16 protein-coding genes and 1 tRNA gene are annotated in these 16,184 nt (G+C 58.7%); 8 read left to right on the top strand and 9 right to left on the bottom strand.

Annotation, left to right across the window (positions count from 1 at the left end; translation table 11 throughout):
* Positions 1-134: 134 nt before the first annotated feature.
* The 4 genes from N037_RS06495 to rraB form a co-directional block, all read right to left on the bottom strand.
* Positions 135-219 (bottom strand) — tRNA-Leu (locus N037_RS06495).
* Positions 220-325: 106 nt separating this feature from the next.
* Positions 326-1,048 carry a hypothetical protein gene (locus N037_RS06500; protein ID WP_032639796.1) on the bottom strand — a complete coding sequence of 241 codons (723 nt, stop codon included), beginning with the start codon at positions 1,046-1,048 and terminating at the stop codon, positions 326-328.
* 30 nt (positions 1,049-1,078) lie between these two features.
* Positions 1,079-1,837, bottom strand: a complete 759-nt coding sequence (gene miaE / locus N037_RS06505; protein WP_032639800.1) for a tRNA isopentenyl-2-thiomethyl-A-37 hydroxylase MiaE — start codon at positions 1,835-1,837, stop codon at positions 1,079-1,081.
* 46 nt (positions 1,838-1,883) lie between these two features.
* Positions 1,884-2,309, bottom strand: a complete 426-nt coding sequence (rraB, locus tag N037_RS06510) for a ribonuclease E inhibitor RraB (protein ID WP_029739283.1) — start codon at positions 2,307-2,309, stop codon at positions 1,884-1,886.
* Positions 2,310-2,408: 99 nt separating this feature from the next.
* Here rraB and argL point away from each other — a divergent pair, with 99 nt between their 5' ends.
* From argL to xynR, 5 genes are all read left to right on the top strand, one after another.
* Entirely contained in the window at positions 2,409-2,504 is a 96-nt protein-coding gene (argL, locus tag N037_RS25150; RefSeq protein ID WP_213014347.1) for a putative translational regulatory protein ArgL, read from the top strand.
* Positions 2,474-3,478 carry an ornithine carbamoyltransferase gene (gene argF, locus N037_RS06515; RefSeq protein WP_010427327.1) on the top strand — a complete coding sequence of 335 codons (1,005 nt, stop codon included), beginning with the start codon at positions 2,474-2,476 and terminating at the stop codon, positions 3,476-3,478. The genes argL and argF (N037_RS06515) overlap by 31 nt, the downstream gene beginning before the upstream one ends.
* A gap of 277 nt (positions 3,479-3,755) precedes the next feature.
* Positions 3,756-4,118, top strand: a complete 363-nt coding sequence (locus N037_RS06520; protein ID WP_032639802.1) for a hypothetical protein — start codon at positions 3,756-3,758, stop codon at positions 4,116-4,118.
* Position 4,119: 1 nt separating this feature from the next.
* Positions 4,120-4,554: a DUF3828 domain-containing protein gene (locus N037_RS06525; RefSeq protein ID WP_023334327.1), complete on the top strand. Its 435-nt coding sequence runs from the start codon at positions 4,120-4,122 to the stop codon at positions 4,552-4,554.
* Between the two features lie 171 nt (positions 4,555-4,725).
* Complete coding sequence (gene xynR / locus N037_RS06530; RefSeq protein WP_023334326.1) at positions 4,726-5,484, top strand: DNA-binding transcriptional repressor XynR; 759 nt, start codon at positions 4,726-4,728, stop codon at positions 5,482-5,484.
* A gap of 4 nt (positions 5,485-5,488) precedes the next feature.
* On the opposite strand, the gene N037_RS06535 is transcribed toward xynR, so the two are convergent.
* From N037_RS06535 to N037_RS06555, 5 genes are all read right to left on the bottom strand, one after another.
* Complete coding sequence (locus tag N037_RS06535) at positions 5,489-7,099, bottom strand: glycoside hydrolase family 43 protein (protein WP_032639805.1); 1,611 nt, start codon at positions 7,097-7,099, stop codon at positions 5,489-5,491.
* 11 nt (positions 7,100-7,110) lie between these two features.
* Positions 7,111-8,493, bottom strand: a complete 1,383-nt coding sequence (locus N037_RS06540) for an MFS transporter (protein ID WP_023334324.1) — start codon at positions 8,491-8,493, stop codon at positions 7,111-7,113.
* A 226-nt stretch (positions 8,494-8,719) separates the two neighbouring features.
* Positions 8,720-10,687, bottom strand: coding sequence for a xylonate dehydratase YagF (yagF, locus tag N037_RS06545; protein ID WP_032639808.1), 1,968 nt, complete (start codon positions 10,685-10,687; stop codon positions 8,720-8,722).
* Positions 10,688-10,701: 14 nt separating this feature from the next.
* On the bottom strand, positions 10,702-11,610 hold the full coding sequence (gene yagE / locus N037_RS06550; RefSeq protein WP_032639810.1) for a 2-keto-3-deoxygluconate aldolase: 909 nt from the start codon (positions 11,608-11,610) through the stop codon (positions 10,702-10,704).
* A 185-nt stretch (positions 11,611-11,795) separates the two neighbouring features.
* On the bottom strand, positions 11,796-12,290 hold the full coding sequence (locus N037_RS06555) for a YhcH/YjgK/YiaL family protein (protein ID WP_050511219.1): 495 nt from the start codon (positions 12,288-12,290) through the stop codon (positions 11,796-11,798).
* A gap of 675 nt (positions 12,291-12,965) precedes the next feature.
* Between N037_RS06555 and arcA the strand changes: the two genes are divergently transcribed.
* The 3 genes from arcA to argF (N037_RS06570) are packed head-to-tail and all read left to right on the top strand — an operon-like array spanning position 12,966 to position 16,139.
* Positions 12,966-14,186, top strand: coding sequence for an arginine deiminase (arcA, locus tag N037_RS06560; protein ID WP_023334320.1), 1,221 nt, complete (start codon positions 12,966-12,968; stop codon positions 14,184-14,186).
* 10 nt (positions 14,187-14,196) lie between these two features.
* Entirely contained in the window at positions 14,197-15,108 is a 912-nt protein-coding gene (gene arcC, locus N037_RS06565; protein ID WP_032639812.1) for a carbamate kinase, read from the top strand.
* A 26-nt stretch (positions 15,109-15,134) separates the two neighbouring features.
* Positions 15,135-16,139 carry an ornithine carbamoyltransferase gene (gene argF, locus N037_RS06570; RefSeq protein ID WP_032639814.1) on the top strand — a complete coding sequence of 335 codons (1,005 nt, stop codon included), beginning with the start codon at positions 15,135-15,137 and terminating at the stop codon, positions 16,137-16,139.
* Positions 16,140-16,184 lie beyond the last annotated feature (45 nt).

Below are 16,184 nucleotides of genomic sequence, written 5' to 3' on the forward strand. Positions count from 1 at the left end.
GTGTGATCAAACCATTTACATAATATCATTAAATTTTTATATCTTACATTCATGAAAAAGCTCTTTTCAAGAGGATAGAGCAACTAATTAGACAAGACAGAAATTTAACAAATAGTGATATGAGAAGAATGACTTGGTGCCGAAGGCCGGACTCGAACCGGCACGTATTTCTACGGTTGATTTTGAATCAACTGCGTCTACCGATTTCGCCACTTCGGCACTGAAGGGGATGCGGAAACGTTGTGGATTATACCTGTCGCGCGCCGCCATGCAAGCGACGACGCGCTAAACCCGCGCTAAGTGCCCAAAAAACCAGCGTCCTTCGTCACTCCAGCTCAGACACCGCCAGCCGAATCACCCCTGCCGCCTTCTGCTCCGGCAGCGCCAGCACCTTCGCCCACATCTCCTGCACCATATCGCAGGAGAGCTTCTCTTTGCCCGCCGCCTTCTCCGGCATCTGCAGCAGCTGGATGTCCTCGCCGTACTTATCGGCAAGTGCCTTCATAATCGGTCGCACATCTTCGACAGCCGCCTCGCGTTCGGCCGCGGTCACGGTGTGGCGGTTTTTGCCGTAGGCCGCGCGCATCATGTCGGCGTCGGCCTGCATGCGTCGCGCCATCAAATCTTTATCCAGCATGCGCATCGGGTTAACACCGCCCTTCACCATCGGGTAGAGGAAGCGGAAGCAGGCGTCGTCGCTCACTTTCTGGATGGCAGCAGTCTGCTCCATGTTGATGGTCATGTAGTTCACCACGTTGGCGTCCGGGGCGTTTTGCAGGCGCGACATCTGCAGATGCAGGATCTGCGGCTGGATGGTGTCGATAATCTGCTGCTCCGGCTCGCCCGCTTTTTGCAGGGCGGCCATCTGGTCGAGGATGCGCTGATGCAGCGCGGGCTCCTGCTCCTTAATCACCTGCCAGGCGGGCATCGCGTTGAGGGCGGAATCCATCTGCCGTTCAGGGGCGCGCTGCCTGTCGAAAAACACCCAGAACGCCACGGCGGCAGCCGCAATGACGACAATCACAATACGGGTCCACGTTTTATTCATCTCGCATCCTTATCCTTGAGTTATGCCGGTTTACACCGGCACGCCGCTGTGGAAGCGAAACTCGTGGTCCGGTGTCGAGATAAGTGTGGCTTCAATTTCGCCAAAAAGCTTTATGCGCGGTGAGATATCGTCGTCGCTCACCTGCCGGGCAAGCGTCAGGTAGTCCTGATAGTGCCGCGCTTCCGAGCGCAGCAGCGAGAGATAGAACTTCTGCAGGTCGTCGTCGAGGAACGGGGCCAGCGCGGCGAAGCGTTCGCAGGAGCGGGCTTCGATGTAGGCGCCGCAGATGAGCTTGTCAATCAGCGTCAGCGGCTCGTGGGTGCGCACTTCCTTCAGCATCCCTTTGGCGTAGCGGCTGGCGGTGATTTTGACGTACGGAATGTCGCGGGCCAGCATCGCCTCGCGCACCTGCCAGAAGTGGTGCAGCTCCTCTTTAATCAGCAGCACCATGCTGTCGATGAGCGCCTGGCCCCACGGGTCGTCGGTTTTGGGCATCACGCTTTTGCCAATCTGCCTGTGCAGGGCGATGAAGTCCGGCTCCGGGCCGTCGCGGAAGGTGAACTGTTCGTAGGGTTTGAGCCAATCGAGCAGCGCGTCGGCACCGCTTTCGTCGGCGACGTATTTACGCACCAGCAGCAGCGCGGTCTGGGCGGCCTTGAGCTCGCATACCATGTGGTCGGTGAGCAGCAGCGGCAGGTTCGCCGGGTCGCGGGCTTTATCAATCCATGCTTGCGGGGTTGGGCACTGGAGGAAGTTGAGTACGGGGGCGAGTATCTGCGGGTAATCCATGGTTCTGCCTTGAAAAAGCGGTGGCGCGCGCCACCGCCTGAAACGCTTAGTGACGCACGCCGTCGTCGTCTTCGTCGACGTAATCTTCGTCGTCGCCTTCTTCGCCGTCTTCACCGTTCGGATCTTCGAAGTAGGTTCCCCAGCCGTCGTATTCCACTTCAAACTTCTCGGCCAGGTTCATCAGCTGTTCTACCTGCGCGTCGATCAGCTCCGCCTTCAGCGCGCCTTCGCTCAGAATGTCGCAGCAGATGACGGTGTCGCCCTCTTCCACTTCCAGCTCTTCCGGCTCGGTCACTTCGTAACCCAGCTTGAAGGCTTCCACGGCCAGCTTTTCCAGCGCGTCGAAATCATCCGCAGAGAAATGGTGCTCGATGGTGTACAGCGCGTCCGGATCGCTACCGTCTTCCAGCAGTTCTTCAATAATCAGACGCGTCTCTTCGCGTTGCTCTTCCAGGTGTTCCGGGTTTGCCATGGCTCAATCCTCTTTAAAGTGCGGCAGATACTTCTATTTTCACACACGGACGGGTTTGCCTCCACCTTTGTTGGAAAGATTTGTGAAACGGGGTTGCAAATGAATAATTACACATATAAAGTGAATTTTAATTCAATAAGTGGCGTTCGCCATGTGAGGATAAAATGTCTGATCTGTACAAGAAACACTTTCTGAAATTGCTCGACTTTACCCCTGCACAGTTCACTTCTCTGCTGACCCTTGCCGCACAGCTCAAAGCCGATAAAAAAAATGGCAAGGAAGTACAAAAGCTTACTGGCAAAAACATCGCGCTCATCTTCGAAAAAGACTCAACCCGTACACGATGCTCTTTCGAAGTTGCCGCATTTGACCAGGGTGCGCGCGTTACCTATTTAGGGCCGAGCGGCAGCCAGATTGGGCATAAAGAGTCAATTAAGGACACCGCGCGCGTGCTCGGACGGATGTACGACGGCATTCAGTATCGCGGCCACGGCCAGGAAGTGGTTGAAACGCTGGCGCAGTATGCGGGCGTGCCGGTGTGGAACGGGCTGACCAACGAGTTCCACCCAACGCAGCTGCTGGCGGACCTGCTGACCATGCAGGAACACCTGCCGGGCAAGGCGTTTAACGAGATGACGCTGGTCTACGCGGGCGATGCGCGCAACAACATGGGCAACTCGATGCTGGAAGCGGCGGCGCTGACCGGGCTGGATCTGCGCCTGGTGGCCCCGAAGGCATGCTGGCCGGAAGAGAGCCTGGTGGCGGAGTGCAGCGCGCTGGCGGAGAAGCACGGCGGGAAAATCACCCTGACGGAAGACGTGGCGGCAGGCGTGAAGGGCGCGGACTTTATTTATACCGACGTGTGGGTGTCGATGGGCGAAGCCAAAGAGAAGTGGGCGGAGCGTATCGCGCTGCTGCGCGGGTATCAGGTGAACGCGCAGATGATGGCGCTGACCGGCAATCCGGACGTGAAGTTCCTGCACTGTCTGCCGGCGTTCCATGACGACCAGACCACGCTCGGCAAGCAGATGGCGAAGGAGTTCGATCTGCACGGCGGGATGGAAGTGACGGACGAGGTGTTTGAGTCGGCGGCGAGCATCGTGTTTGACCAGGCGGAAAACCGGATGCATACGATTAAGGCGGTGATGGTGGCGACGCTTGGGGAATGATTGACTCCTCTGCGGCCTGATGCCCTCACCCCGGCCCTCTCCCACAGGGAGAGGGAGAAAACACTAAAAACAACAACAGCGTTATCGTCAGGCAGAAAAATTCATTTTACTGACGCTTTCTCAGATACGCATTAACCATAATAAGAATTTATGTTTTTATTAACCATTATTTATTGAGTAGATAATGGTTAATATCAGGTCATTATCAATTACAAAACACCGTATATTATCGGCGTAATATTTCCTTATTGCTGCATTTCGTTAATAAGGATTATTCATGTCATGGAATAAGCATGAAGCTGTGTCATACGCCCGTAGCCACGCACTAACCCATACTGGACACTATTGCGCTCGAGCAATCGCCGCCGCCATTCGAGCCGGAGGGCTTAAAATCGAAGGGGCAAACGCTAAGGATTTCTGGCGTTCTCTTGAAAAAGCAGGGTTCTCAAAAGTCTATGGCACCCCCATAGAGGGGGATATCGCGGTGATTGATGCCTTGCCCGGCCAGAATCAGTACGGGCATGTCTGTATTTACGATGGCGCTGGAACCTGGTATTCAGATTTTAAACAGAGAACACTGTACCCGGGGCCAACCTATCGCCAACTCCAGCCAGCAATAACCTTATACAGGCATTATTAATATGAATAAGCTCATCTTAATTGTGTTATTCAGCACAGCCGCATTGGGGGCCGAAGATTTTCAGATACCGATGCAGCGCGCCCTTGAATTCAATCGCTGGTACGTCAAACAAGTGAACAACGATCGTTATCCCATCCAACAGGGAAATGAAATCGATAAGTTCGTTACGGCCAGCACCATGAAAAAATTACGTCATGCAGACGATCCCCGTTATGCCGACGCTGAATTTTACGAGGCTGATTTTTTTATGAAATCGCAGTATATCGGCGAGGACTGGGCTGAGAATGTGGCTATTGATTCGTATGATTCAGACCCGGTCTGTGTAAACGTGAATATCACGTTTGGCAAAAAGACCCAGCACACAGTCATTGATTGCATGGTGAAAGAAGATGGGATCTGGAAAATTCAGTCTGTCGCCGCTCGGGATAATAATTGATGCCCCCCGCTAACAATAATGTAGCCGGGTGGCGCTGCGCTTACCCGGCCTACACAACCCGTAGGCCCGTGCAAGCGAAGCGCCGCCGGGCAAACCGGCGCCATTTCATTGATTTTTCACCCCGAAAAAGGTACGTTTTCGCCTTAATTCCAGCGTGGACATACCAGCATTATGCCGATTATTCAGTCTGTTGAACGTGCGTTGCAGATCCTCGACCTGTTCAACGAGCAGGCCACCGAGCTTAAGATCACCGACATCAGCAAACTGATGGGGCTGAGCAAGAGTACCCTCCACTCGCTGCTGAAAACCCTGCAGCTTCACGGCTATATCGATCAGAACCCGGAGAACGGTAAGTATCGCCTCGGCATGAAGCTGGTCGAGCGCGGCCATTTTGTCGTGGGCTCCATCGATATTCGGCAGAAGGCGAAAGGCTGGCTGACAGAGCTGTCCCAGCGGACCGGGCAGACCACCCATCTGGGGATCCTGGACGGGCGTGAAGGGGTCTATATCGAGAAGATTGAAGGCAAGCTGGCCGCCATCGCCTATTCGCGCATCGGCCGCCGTCTGCCGGTTCACGCCACCGCCATCGGCAAGGTGCTGATTGCCTGGCTGGGCGAACCCGAGCTGAACGCCCTGCTGGAAGGCTATCAGTACACCACCTATACCCCTTCCACCCTCGCCTCTCGTGAAGAGCTAATGGCCGCCCTGACGCTGACCCGCGAGCAGGGCTATGCCCTGGACAGCGAAGAGAACGAGCAGGGCGTGCGCTGCGTGGCGGTGCCGGTGTGGAACCACGAGTCCCGCGTCATCGCCGCCCTGAGCCTGTCGACGCTGACCTCCCGGGTGGACGACGCCGAGCTGGCTAACTTCCGCGAACAGCTTCAGCAGGCCGGGCTCCAGCTCTCACGCGCGCTGGGCTACCCGGCCTGAGCCGTTAGGCCGGCTCGTAGGTGAAGTAGTCGAAGTCCGCGTGGCAGCCGTCGCCGCTGATGTCCTCGCAGTGCAGCCCCACAAACGCGCCGGTGAAGAAGCCGCGCCCGCCGATGTAGTCGTCCGACAGCTTCCACGCCTCATAGGTTACCGGCACGGCGTGCCACGTCTCGCCGTCGAACGAGTAGCTGTAGCGGTAGACCAGCGTATCCACATCTACCCGCAGCCAGACGCTCTCCGCACTCTCCGGCACCGGAATCGGCTGCTCGTGCAGCGGCCACGACGGCACGTTGTGGTCGAGCTGGATCACCTTAATCGTTCTGCCCTGCCCCTCCTCGTAGTCCACAAAGCAGTAGCTCCAGTTTTTGCTGTTGTAGTAGCAGGTCAGCCCCGCGCTCTGCTGGAAGTGGACCGGCGAGAACTGCATCCGCGTTTCTGAGCGGAAAGCGAAGTGCTGCCAGCGGCGCGCCACGGTCGACTGGGTAAAGGTCGAGTTGAGCGAGTCGTTGCCGTAGAGCCGTAAATAGCCGAGGCGGGCGGTGAGCGAGCCGAGGGTGTCGTCGAACGGAATGCGCAAGGTCTGCAGTTCCGGGTCGAGCGAACTGGCGTCGAAATCGTCCCGCCAGCTGCTCTGAACGGCAGCGGTCTGCTCGGCCATCTGCGGGCCGGGCACGGTCAGCTGCGCGTGCTTGCCGCCTTCCACGTACGGCCAGCCGTCGCGCCACTCAATGCGGGCGATACCGGTCTCACGGCCCAGCGGGCAGTAGCCGCGTCCGCCGGAGGCCAGCAGCGGCACGCCGGGCAGGCGCAGCGGGCGGCTGGTGAGGTAGGCCATGTACCACTCTCCAGTGTGGGTCTGCAGCAGCGAGCCGTGGCCGCTCTTCTGCAGCGGGTTCTCCGGCAGGTGCCAGCTGGTCATCATCGTCACGTCCGGGTGAAGCTCGTACGGCCCGTCGATGGTTTTTGCACGCAGCATCACGACGGCGTGCTCGTAGCTGGTGCCGCCTTCGGCGACCATCAGGTAGTACCATCCCGCGTGGCGATACAGGTGTGCGCCCTCGGTGTAGCAGAGCGGCGTGCCGGTAAACAGGGTTTTGCGCTCGGGCGAGAGGGTGCCGGTCTGCGGGTCAAACGCCTGCAACACGATGGTGTTGTGCGGGTTGCTGTGGTGGCGCGGCCCCCACGGGCGGTAGATATAGTACTTGCGGCCGTCGTCGTCGTGGAACAGGGACGGGTCAAACCCGCCGTTGCCCATCGGGATCGGCTCGCTCCACGGCCCCTCGATGGACGGCGCGGTAACGAGGAAGTTGCGGCCGTTTTTCCACGGCGAATCGACAATCTTCACGTCGGTGTAGAGCAGCCAGAATTTGCCGTCGGCGTAGCTCAGGCACGGTGCCCAGATGCCGCCGGAGTCCGGGTTGCCCTTCATGTCCAGCATCGACACGCGGTCCAGCGGGGTGCTGACCAGCGACCAGTTTTTCAGGTCGCGGGAGTGGTAGATGCGCACGCCCGGGAACCACTCGAAGGTCGAGGTGGCGATGTAGTAGTCCTCGCCCTGGCGGCACAGGGACGGGTCGGGGTTGAAGCCGGTGAGTATCGGGTTAGTGATTTCCATATTGCCTCCGGTTAATGGGATGCGGCTGTCGCAGCGTCGGGAACGGCCTCGCCCTGCGCCGCGCGGTGTTTGATCAGCTGCTGGCTGATGGCCTCCACGCGGGCGTCGGTGAGCTTATAAAACGAAAGCATGATGAACATGCCCGCGTAGAGCACCACCGGCACCACGCAGAACAGAATTTTGATGGTGGTCAGCACCTCGACCGGCTGCACGCTGCTGCTGGCGGAGTAGTTCACGTACGCGAGGATCCAGCCCACCACCGCCCCGCCAATCGCCAGGCCAATCTTCAGGCTGAACAGGTAGGTGGAGAACACCAGCCCGTCGAGGCGGCGCCCGCTGCGGCTCTCCTCGTAGTCCACCACGTCAGAGGCCATCAGCCACTGCAGCGGCGTGGTGGTGTTAAAGACGAACAGGAACAGGATGTTGAGGGCGAAAATCAGCGCGATATGCTCGGCCGGGGTGACGAAAATCAGCAGGCTGATCAGCGAGTAGGCGACGATGATCCACTTGAAGGCGGTAACGCGGTCAAAGCGGCCCAGCAGGCGGGAGGAGCAGAGCGAGCCGAACATGGTGGCGAGGCTGCCGTAGAGTAAGAACTGGGTCGCCATCTCCGGGTGATCCATCACGTATTTCACGAAGTAGAGCGTCGCCCCGCCGCGCACCACGTTAGAGCAGGTCGCCATCATCTTGAACGCGCACATGATCCGCCACTGGCTGTTGCCCAGCAGCAGCTTAAGATCTTTCGCCACCGACGAGCCCGGCTGCACCTCAAAGGTGTAGCGCTCTTTGGTGGTGAAGAAGCAGACGTAGAGCAGCACCACGCCGCTCAGCCCGAGTACGCACATGGCGCCGAAGTAGCCCACCTGCTCGTTCCCTTTGCCAATGATGCTCACCAGCGGCAGCGCGATGCCGCTGATGGCGAGCGAGCCCGCCGCCGCCAGGAAGAAGCGCCAGGACTGCAGGGCGTGACGCTCTTTCGGGTCGGCGGTAATGACGCCCGGCATGGCGCAATACGGCACGTTAACGAAGGTGTAAACTAGGGTCAGGAGAATGTAGGTCACGCAGGCGTAGATGATTTTGCCCTGCGCGGAGAAGTCCGGCGTGTAGAAGGTCAGCACGCAGACGATGCCGAACGGGATGGCGCCCCACAGCAGGAACGGGCGGAACTGGCCGTGCCGCGTGCGGGTGCGGTCTACCAGCAGCCCCATCAGCGGGTCGGTGACGGCGTCGAGCACGCGGGAGACCAAAAACAGCGTGCCCATTATGCCCGCGGAGAGACCGAACACGTCGGTGTAGAAATAGGCCAGCAGGAACATCGTGGCCTGCCAGACGAAGCCGCAGGCGGTGTCACCCAGCCCGTAGCCAATTTTGTCTTTCATGGTTAATTGCGTCATCAGAATTACACCCTTATGTAGTGTGCTGAATTACAACATCGTGTTAATGGAGTGTAATGAGCTGTTCAATTAACCAGCAATGGTCATATCTTATTTCTGAATTACGTTATTTTGCTTTTGTGACGCCAACGATATATCGCAACTTATTGTTTAAATTGATAAATAACAGGAACAGAAAAACCGCCCGCGGAATATTTCCCGCAGACGGTTTTATCTCTGAAAATAATTAAATGCCGAGCGCTTTTTTACCGGCGTTAATTACCTCAATGATTTTATCGGTGTCATAAATGCAGCCTTTCCAGGTGCCGCCGCTCACCGACTGCAGCGCCGCCCACAGCCGGGTATCGTCCGGCAAAAAGTCGTGGGCGTGCAGGTCCGGGTGCGTCTGCCGCCGTGCCAGCTCGCGCGCCCCCTCTTCCGGCATCAGCGGGTTGTCCGCGGTGCCGATAAAGTTGACGCTGCCAGTTAACGTCAGACGATCCACGGCAATCTCGATGATGTCGTTATCGCGCAGCTTGCCAATCGGCCCGCCCTCCAGCGCCTCCGGCGACACGTGGCCGAAGCAGGCCCCCGTCGACACGCCCGAGAAGCGGGCATCAGTAATGAGCGACACCGTTTTGCCCCACGAGATATGTTTGAGCGCGGAGGTGAGCTGGTAGGTCTCTTCCATGCCGGTGCCGGACGGCCCGCCGCCGATCACCACCATGATATCGCCCTGCTTAATCTCTTCCCGCTTGATGGCCTTAATCGCCTGCGCTTCCGAGACAAACACCCGCACCCGGCCGGTGTGGCGGTAAACGCCATCTTCGCCCACCACCGACGGGTCAATGGCCGTGGCCTTGATCACCGAGCCTTCCGGCGCGATGTTGCCCGTCGGGAAGCAGACCGTCGAGGTCAGCCCTTTCGCTTTTGCCTTCTCCGGCGGCAGGATCACGTCATCCGGCTCCACGCCGTCCTGCTCGCGCAGGCACTGGCGGAAGCGCGCCCGGCGCTCGGACGCCTGCCACCAGTCGAGGTTCTCGCCCACCGTCTGGCCAGTAACGGTCATCGCATCAAGATGCAGCAGGCCGAGATCGCGCAGGTGGAGCATCACCTCCGGCACGCCGCCCGCGAGGAAGGCGCGCACGGTCGGATGATAGTCCGGGCCGTTGGGCAGCACGCTCACCAGGCGCGGCACTCTGCGGTTGACGCGCGTCCAGTGCTCAACGTCCGGAATAGTGCAGCCCGCCGCGTGGGCGATGGCCGGAATGTGGAGCAGTAAATTGGTGGAGCCGCCGAACGCCGCGTGGATCACCATCGCGTTTTCGATGGCTTTGTCAGTCAGGATATCCCGCGTGGTGATGCCGCGGTTATCCAGCTCGCTGACCGCGCGCGCCGACTGGCGGGCGATCTCCAGCCACACCGCCTGTCCGGACGGCGCCAGCGCGGAGTGCGGCAACGCGAGACCCAGCGCCTCCGCGACCACCTGCGAGGTGCCCGCCGTGCCGAGGAACTGACACCCGCCGCCCGGCGAGGCGCAGGCGCGACAGCCCAGCTCGGCGGCCTCCTGCAGGGAGAGTTCGTGGTTGGCGAAGCGCGCGCCGATGGTCTGGACCTTGCCCGCGTCTTCTCCCACGGTCGGCGGCAGCGTCGCCCCGCCCGGCACCAGAATGGTCGGCAGGTCGTGCATGGAAGCCAGCGCAATCATGGTGGCGGGCAGCCCTTTATCGCAGGTTGCCACGCCGATCACCGCCCGGCGCGTCGGCAGGGAACGGATCAGGCGGCGAAACACGATCGCCGCGTCGTTGCGGTACGGCAGGGAGTCGAACATGCCGTGCGTGCCCTGAGAACGGCCGTCGCACGGATCGCTGACGAAGGCCGCAAACGGGATCCCGCCGTTGCGGGTGATCTCCTTCGCCGCCGCCTGCATCTGCATGCCGATTTCCCAGTGCCCGGTGTGGTAGCCCAGCGCAACCGGACGCCCGTCTCCGGCGCGGATCCCGCCCTGGGTGCCGATGATCAGCACCTCTTTGCCGGTGAGCTTGCTGGCATCCCAGCCCATCCCGGCGTTCTGCGTCATGCCGAACAGATTACCGCTGGGAGATTCCATCAGCATCTGCGGAGTCAGCGGCAGCGCGCCCTGCGGCCCCGCCGCGTGGGTGATCACTGCATAAAACGCGTCGTCCTGTGGGGTGAAAATTTTCTCAATAGTCATCGTTATCGTCCGGCTCAGCAAAGCTTGAGCTGTTGCAGCAGGGTTTTCAGCTGCGCCTTACGCGGCTCGTCCAGCGCAGAGGCGGGCGGCAGCACGTGGGTAGAAATCGGGCGGCCGCAGAGCACGATCGCCTCTTTAATGACGTTCACAAACGGCGTATCCAGCTGATACATCTGCGGGATTTGCAGTAAGGTCTGATGATACTCGGCCGCTTTCGCCACGTCTTTATCCCGCCAGGCTTTCAGAAGATTCACCGACACCTGCGGAGCAAAGTTGACGCTGGCCGAGATCGCCCCGTCGCCGCCGAGCAGCAAGGTATTAAACAGATGATCGTCATAGCCGCACAGCACGGTGAAGTGCGGGTGGGCGGCTTTGACGGTGTGGATCATGCTGCGCAGGTGGGCGACGGAGTCGATGGTGTCTTTGATGCCGATAATATTGCTGCGCGAGTCGGCCAGGGTTTTCACCAGCGCCGGGGTCAGATCCTGCCCGGTCAGCGCCGGGAAGTTGTAGAGCATCACCGGCAGCGTGACGCTGTCCGCCACCTGTTCGAAATAGCGGATCAGGTTCGCTTCCGACACTTTCCAGTAGTAAGGGTTGATCACCACGATGCCGTCCGCGCCCGCCTGCTGCGCGTGCTGGCTGAGTTCGATGGTTTCCCGGGCGTTGGTGCCGCCGGTGCCGATCAGCACCGGCACGCGACGATCGACATGATCGATAGCAAAGCGCGCAATGGTTTTACGCTCTTCGGCGCCGAGCTGGGAGAACTCGCCGCCGCTGCCCAGGAAGAACAGGCCGTCAACGCCTGCTTTGATCAGATCGTCGATCAGCGCGGCGGTGCCCGGCTTATCGAGCTGGCCGTCGGCGGTAAAAATGGTGGAGACAGGGGGAATGATTCCCGTGAACAACGCGGACTGCGGCATGAGATCTCCTTGCTGAATCATTTTGTTCTACATTATAGAACAGTGTTCATTAAATTAACGATCATACTATGACGCAGAAAAAGCGCAGGTAAATGGGAGATGAGGAGGGAGTGCGGGAAATATAAGCTGGATCACATTATGCGTGGGTGCGGTCTGGTGCCCTCTCCCCGTGGGAAAGGGGACTTTTACACCCTCTCCCTCTGGGAGAGGGCCGGGGTGAGGGAAAATAACTCCACCAGCATTTTAACGACCACTTTCCTGACCTTAGCAGGCGCTCCCACCGCGCACAGCGGCTTATGCATTTCGCCCGGCCAGAACACCACAAAATCCCCTTCGCTCAGCACCACGGTTTTCTCCTGCTCGCCTTCCGGCAGGAACGCGATGTCTTTGTCCGCCAGCCAGTCGGTGTCCGGCGTACCGTGCGGCAGGGTGCTGAAGGTCATCCCTTCCTGGCCTTTCATAATTATCTGGATATCCAGATAGCGCGCGTGGTACTCAGCGCGGCGCTCGGCGAACGGCTGGGTCGTATCTTCGGAGACCAGATAAAACAGGCTGTTGCCGTTGATGTCGTGTTTCCCGAGCGGCGTGGCGTCGGTGACGTGGGTTTTGACGTGCTCAATGGCCTGACGCAGATCGTCAGGCAGCCAGGACTGCAAATGGTGGATGTTGCCGATAATCATGTTTCAATCCTCAATATAAAACAATGTTTCATTTTTATCTTTTATACGAGAATCCCGGCTGCCATACCAGCCCTTTTTAGACGTGGTTTGCGCGAGCGCATGTTTATCGGGAATGGTGTTAATTTGCTGTTAACCCTGCCCAGGCATTTATGCAGGGGTTATGCATAACCTCGATCCGCGTTTATCGCACGGCCGTTCTAACCTCTTGATCATGCTCTCTAATTAACAAAACCCGTTGCCGCCTCACACTTTACTGTTTTGATAATTTGCTCTAAAAAACCATAACTATTTATTGATTTTTCTTAAGTCAAAAATAGTTAATTACGTTAATTGCATAGCCATTCTCATGCATAATATTTATCATTTAAAATCAGCCACATAACAACATATTTCAAAAGATTAAAATCTACAAAATAATAACAACCTCAAATAATGCCAGCGGATCCTGCTTAGCTATTCACCCCTCAATAATATGAAATTAATCATTATCTGATGCGAATCATGCAAATGAAAACAAACTCCTTAATATCCGGTTTCGCGTGAGCAGTATCACATTACTGATTATTTAACTGCCTAGTATGAATCACGAAATCAATTGAGCTTAGCCGCCATGAAATTAAATACATCGCATGGCGCATGCCCTTTTTATTCTGAAAAACAGTTAAAGGAATAATTATGGAAAAGCATTACGTCGGTTCTGAAATTGGTCAATTGCGTAGCGTTATGCTGCACCGCCCAAATTTAAGTCTGAAACGTTTAACGCCGTCAAACTGTCAGGAGCTGCTATTTGACGACGTGCTCTCGGTTGAGCGGGCGGGTGAGGAGCATGACATCTTCGCAAACACGCTGCGCGAGCAGGGTGTGGAAGTCCTGCTGTTGACCGACCTTCTAACACAAACCCTTGATATTGCAGAAGCGAAAGCCTGGCTGCTGGATACGCAAATCTCCGACTACCGCCTCGGCCCCACCTTTGCCGGCGACGTGCGCGGCTGGCTGGCGGATATGCCGCACCGCGAACTGGCGCGCAGATTAAGCGGCGGATTAACCTACGGCGAAATTCCGGCGGCCATTAAAAACATGGTCGTCGATACCCACACGGCGAATGATTTTATTATGAAGCCGCTGCCGAACCATTTATTTACCCGCGATACCTCGTGCTGGATTTATAACGGCGTCTCTATTAACCCCATGGCGAAACCGGCCCGTCAGCGTGAAACCAATAACCTGCGGGCAATATATCGCTGGCACCCGGCGTTTGCCGACGGCGATTTTATTAAGTATTTCGGCGACGAGAATATTAATTACGACCACGCCACCTTAGAAGGCGGCGACGTACTGGTTATTGGCCGCGGCGCGGTCCTGATCGGCATGTCCGAGCGCACGACGCCGCAGGGCGTGGAGTTCCTCGCCAACAGCCTGTTTAAACATCGCCAGGCCGAGCGCGTGATCGCCGTTGAGCTGCCAAAACACCGCTCCTGCATGCACCTCGACACCGTCATGACCCACATCGACGTGGATACCTTCTCCGTCTACCCGGAAGTGGTGCGCAAGGACGCCCAGTGCTGGACGCTCACCCCGGACGGACGCGGTGGCCTGCAGCGCACGCAGGAAACCGACCTGCTGCACGCCATCGAGAAAGCTCTCGGCATTAACCAGGTGCGCCTGATCACCACCGGCGGCGACGCCTTCGAAGCCGAACGCGAGCAGTGGAACGACGCCAACAACGTCCTGACCATTCGCCCGGGCGTGGTGATCGGCTACGAGCGCAACGTCTGGACCAACGAGAAGTACGACAAGGCGGGTATCACCGTGCTGCCCATCCCGGGCGACGAACTCGGACGCGGCCGCGGCGGCGCGCGCTGCATGAGCTGCCCACTGGAACGCGACGGAATTTAAAGGAGCCATCATGGAACGAAAACCCACTCTGGTTGTGGCGCTTGGCGGCAACGCGCTGCTCAAGCGCGGCGAGCCGCTGGAAGCGGATGTCCAGCGCCAGAACATCGAACAGGCCGCCCGCACCATCGCCGGGCTGACGGAACAGTGGCGCGTGGTGCTGGTACACGGCAACGGCCCGCAGGTCGGGCTGCTGGCGCTGCAGAACAGCGCCTACGACAAAGTGACGCCCTACCCGCTGGACGTCCTCGGTGCCGAAAGCCAGGGAATGATCGGCTACATGCTCCAGCAGGCGCTGAAAAACAACCTGCCCCAGCGCGAGGTGAGCGTCCTGCTCACGCAGGTGGAAGTGGACGCCGCCGACCCGGCCTTCCGCAACCCGACCAAGTACATCGGCCCCGTCTACAGCGAAGCCCAGGCGAAAGCGCTGGCGGCGGAAAAAGGCTGGGTGTTTAAGGCCGACGGGAGCTACGTCCGCCGCGTGGTGCCGTCACCGCAGCCGAAGCGCATCGTCGAGAGCGACGCCATCACGGCGCTGATTCAGCGCGACCACCTGGTGATCTGCAACGGCGGCGGCGGCGTGCCGGTGGTGGAAAACGCCAACGGCTATCGCGGGATTGAGGCGGTGATCGACAAAGACCTCTCCGCCGCCCTGCTGGCGCGCCAGATTGAGGCGGATGCCCTGCTGATCCTCACCGATGCCGACGCGGTGTACCTCGACTGGGGCAAACCGACCCAGCGCCCGCTGGCGCAGGTGACGCCGGAGCTGCTCAGAGGCATGCAGTTCGACGCCGGATCGATGGGGCCGAAAGTGGCCGCCTGCCGCGAGTTTGTTGAGGCCTGCAACGGCATTGCCGGGATCGGGGCGCTGGCCGACGGCGCGGAGATCCTCGCGGGCGAGAAAGGCACGTTGATTCGTAAATGAACACTCATTTTAAAAAGGATTTACCCATGACCATCAACCTGAAAAACCGCAACTTCCTGAAACTGCTGGACTACACCCCGGCGGAGATCCAGTACCTCATCGACCTCGCCATCGAACTCAAGGCCGCCAAAAAAGCCGGGCGTGAGAAGCAAACCCTGGTCGGGAAAAACATCGCCCTGATTTTTGAAAAAACCTCGACCCGCACCCGCTGCGCCTTCGAAGTGGGCGCGTTTGACCAGGGCGCGCAGGTCACCTACCTCGGCCCAAGTGGATCGCAGATCGGCCATAAAGAGTCGATGAAAGATACCGCCCGCGTGCTGGGCCGCATGTATGACGGCATCGAATACCGCGGCTACGGCCAGGCCATCGTCGAAGAGCTGGGCGAGTATGCGGGCGTACCGGTGTGGAACGGCCTGACCGACGAGTTCCACCCAACGCAGATCCTCGCCGACCTGATGACCATGCTGGAGCACGCACCGGGCAAAACCCTGCCGGAGCTGAGCTTTGCCTACCTCGGGGATGCGCGTAACAACATGGGCAACTCGCTGATGGTCGGCGCGGCCAAGATGGGGATGGATATCCGCCTCGTCGCGCCGAAATCCTTCTGGCCGGAAGTCGGGCTGGTCGAGCAGTGCCGTGCCATCGCGAAAGAGACGGGCGCGCGCATCACCCTCACCGACGACGTGGAAGAAGGCGTGCGGGGGACCGATTTCCTCTACACCGACGTGTGGGTCTCTATGGGCGAGCCGAAGGAAGCCTGGGCCGAGCGCGTCAGCCTGATGAAGCCGTATCAAATCAACGCGGACGTGATGAAGGCCACCGGCAACCCGAACGTCAAGTTTATGCACTGCCTGCCGGCGTTCCACAACGAGCACACCAAAGTGGGCCGCGAGATCGAGATGGCGTACGGCCTGAAGGGGCTGGAGGTAACGGAAGAGGTCTTCGAATCACCGAACTCCATCGTCTTCGACGAAGCAGAGAACCGCATGCACACCATTAAAGCGGTCATGGTGGCGACACTCGGCGACTAATCACCGCCCGGCGCGCCAAGGGGTGCGCCGGGTTTAAGGAGCACA

It is taken from the genome of Enterobacter sp. EGD-HP1, assembly GCF_000733275.2.
Lineage (GTDB): Bacteria > Pseudomonadota > Gammaproteobacteria > Enterobacterales > Enterobacteriaceae > Enterobacter.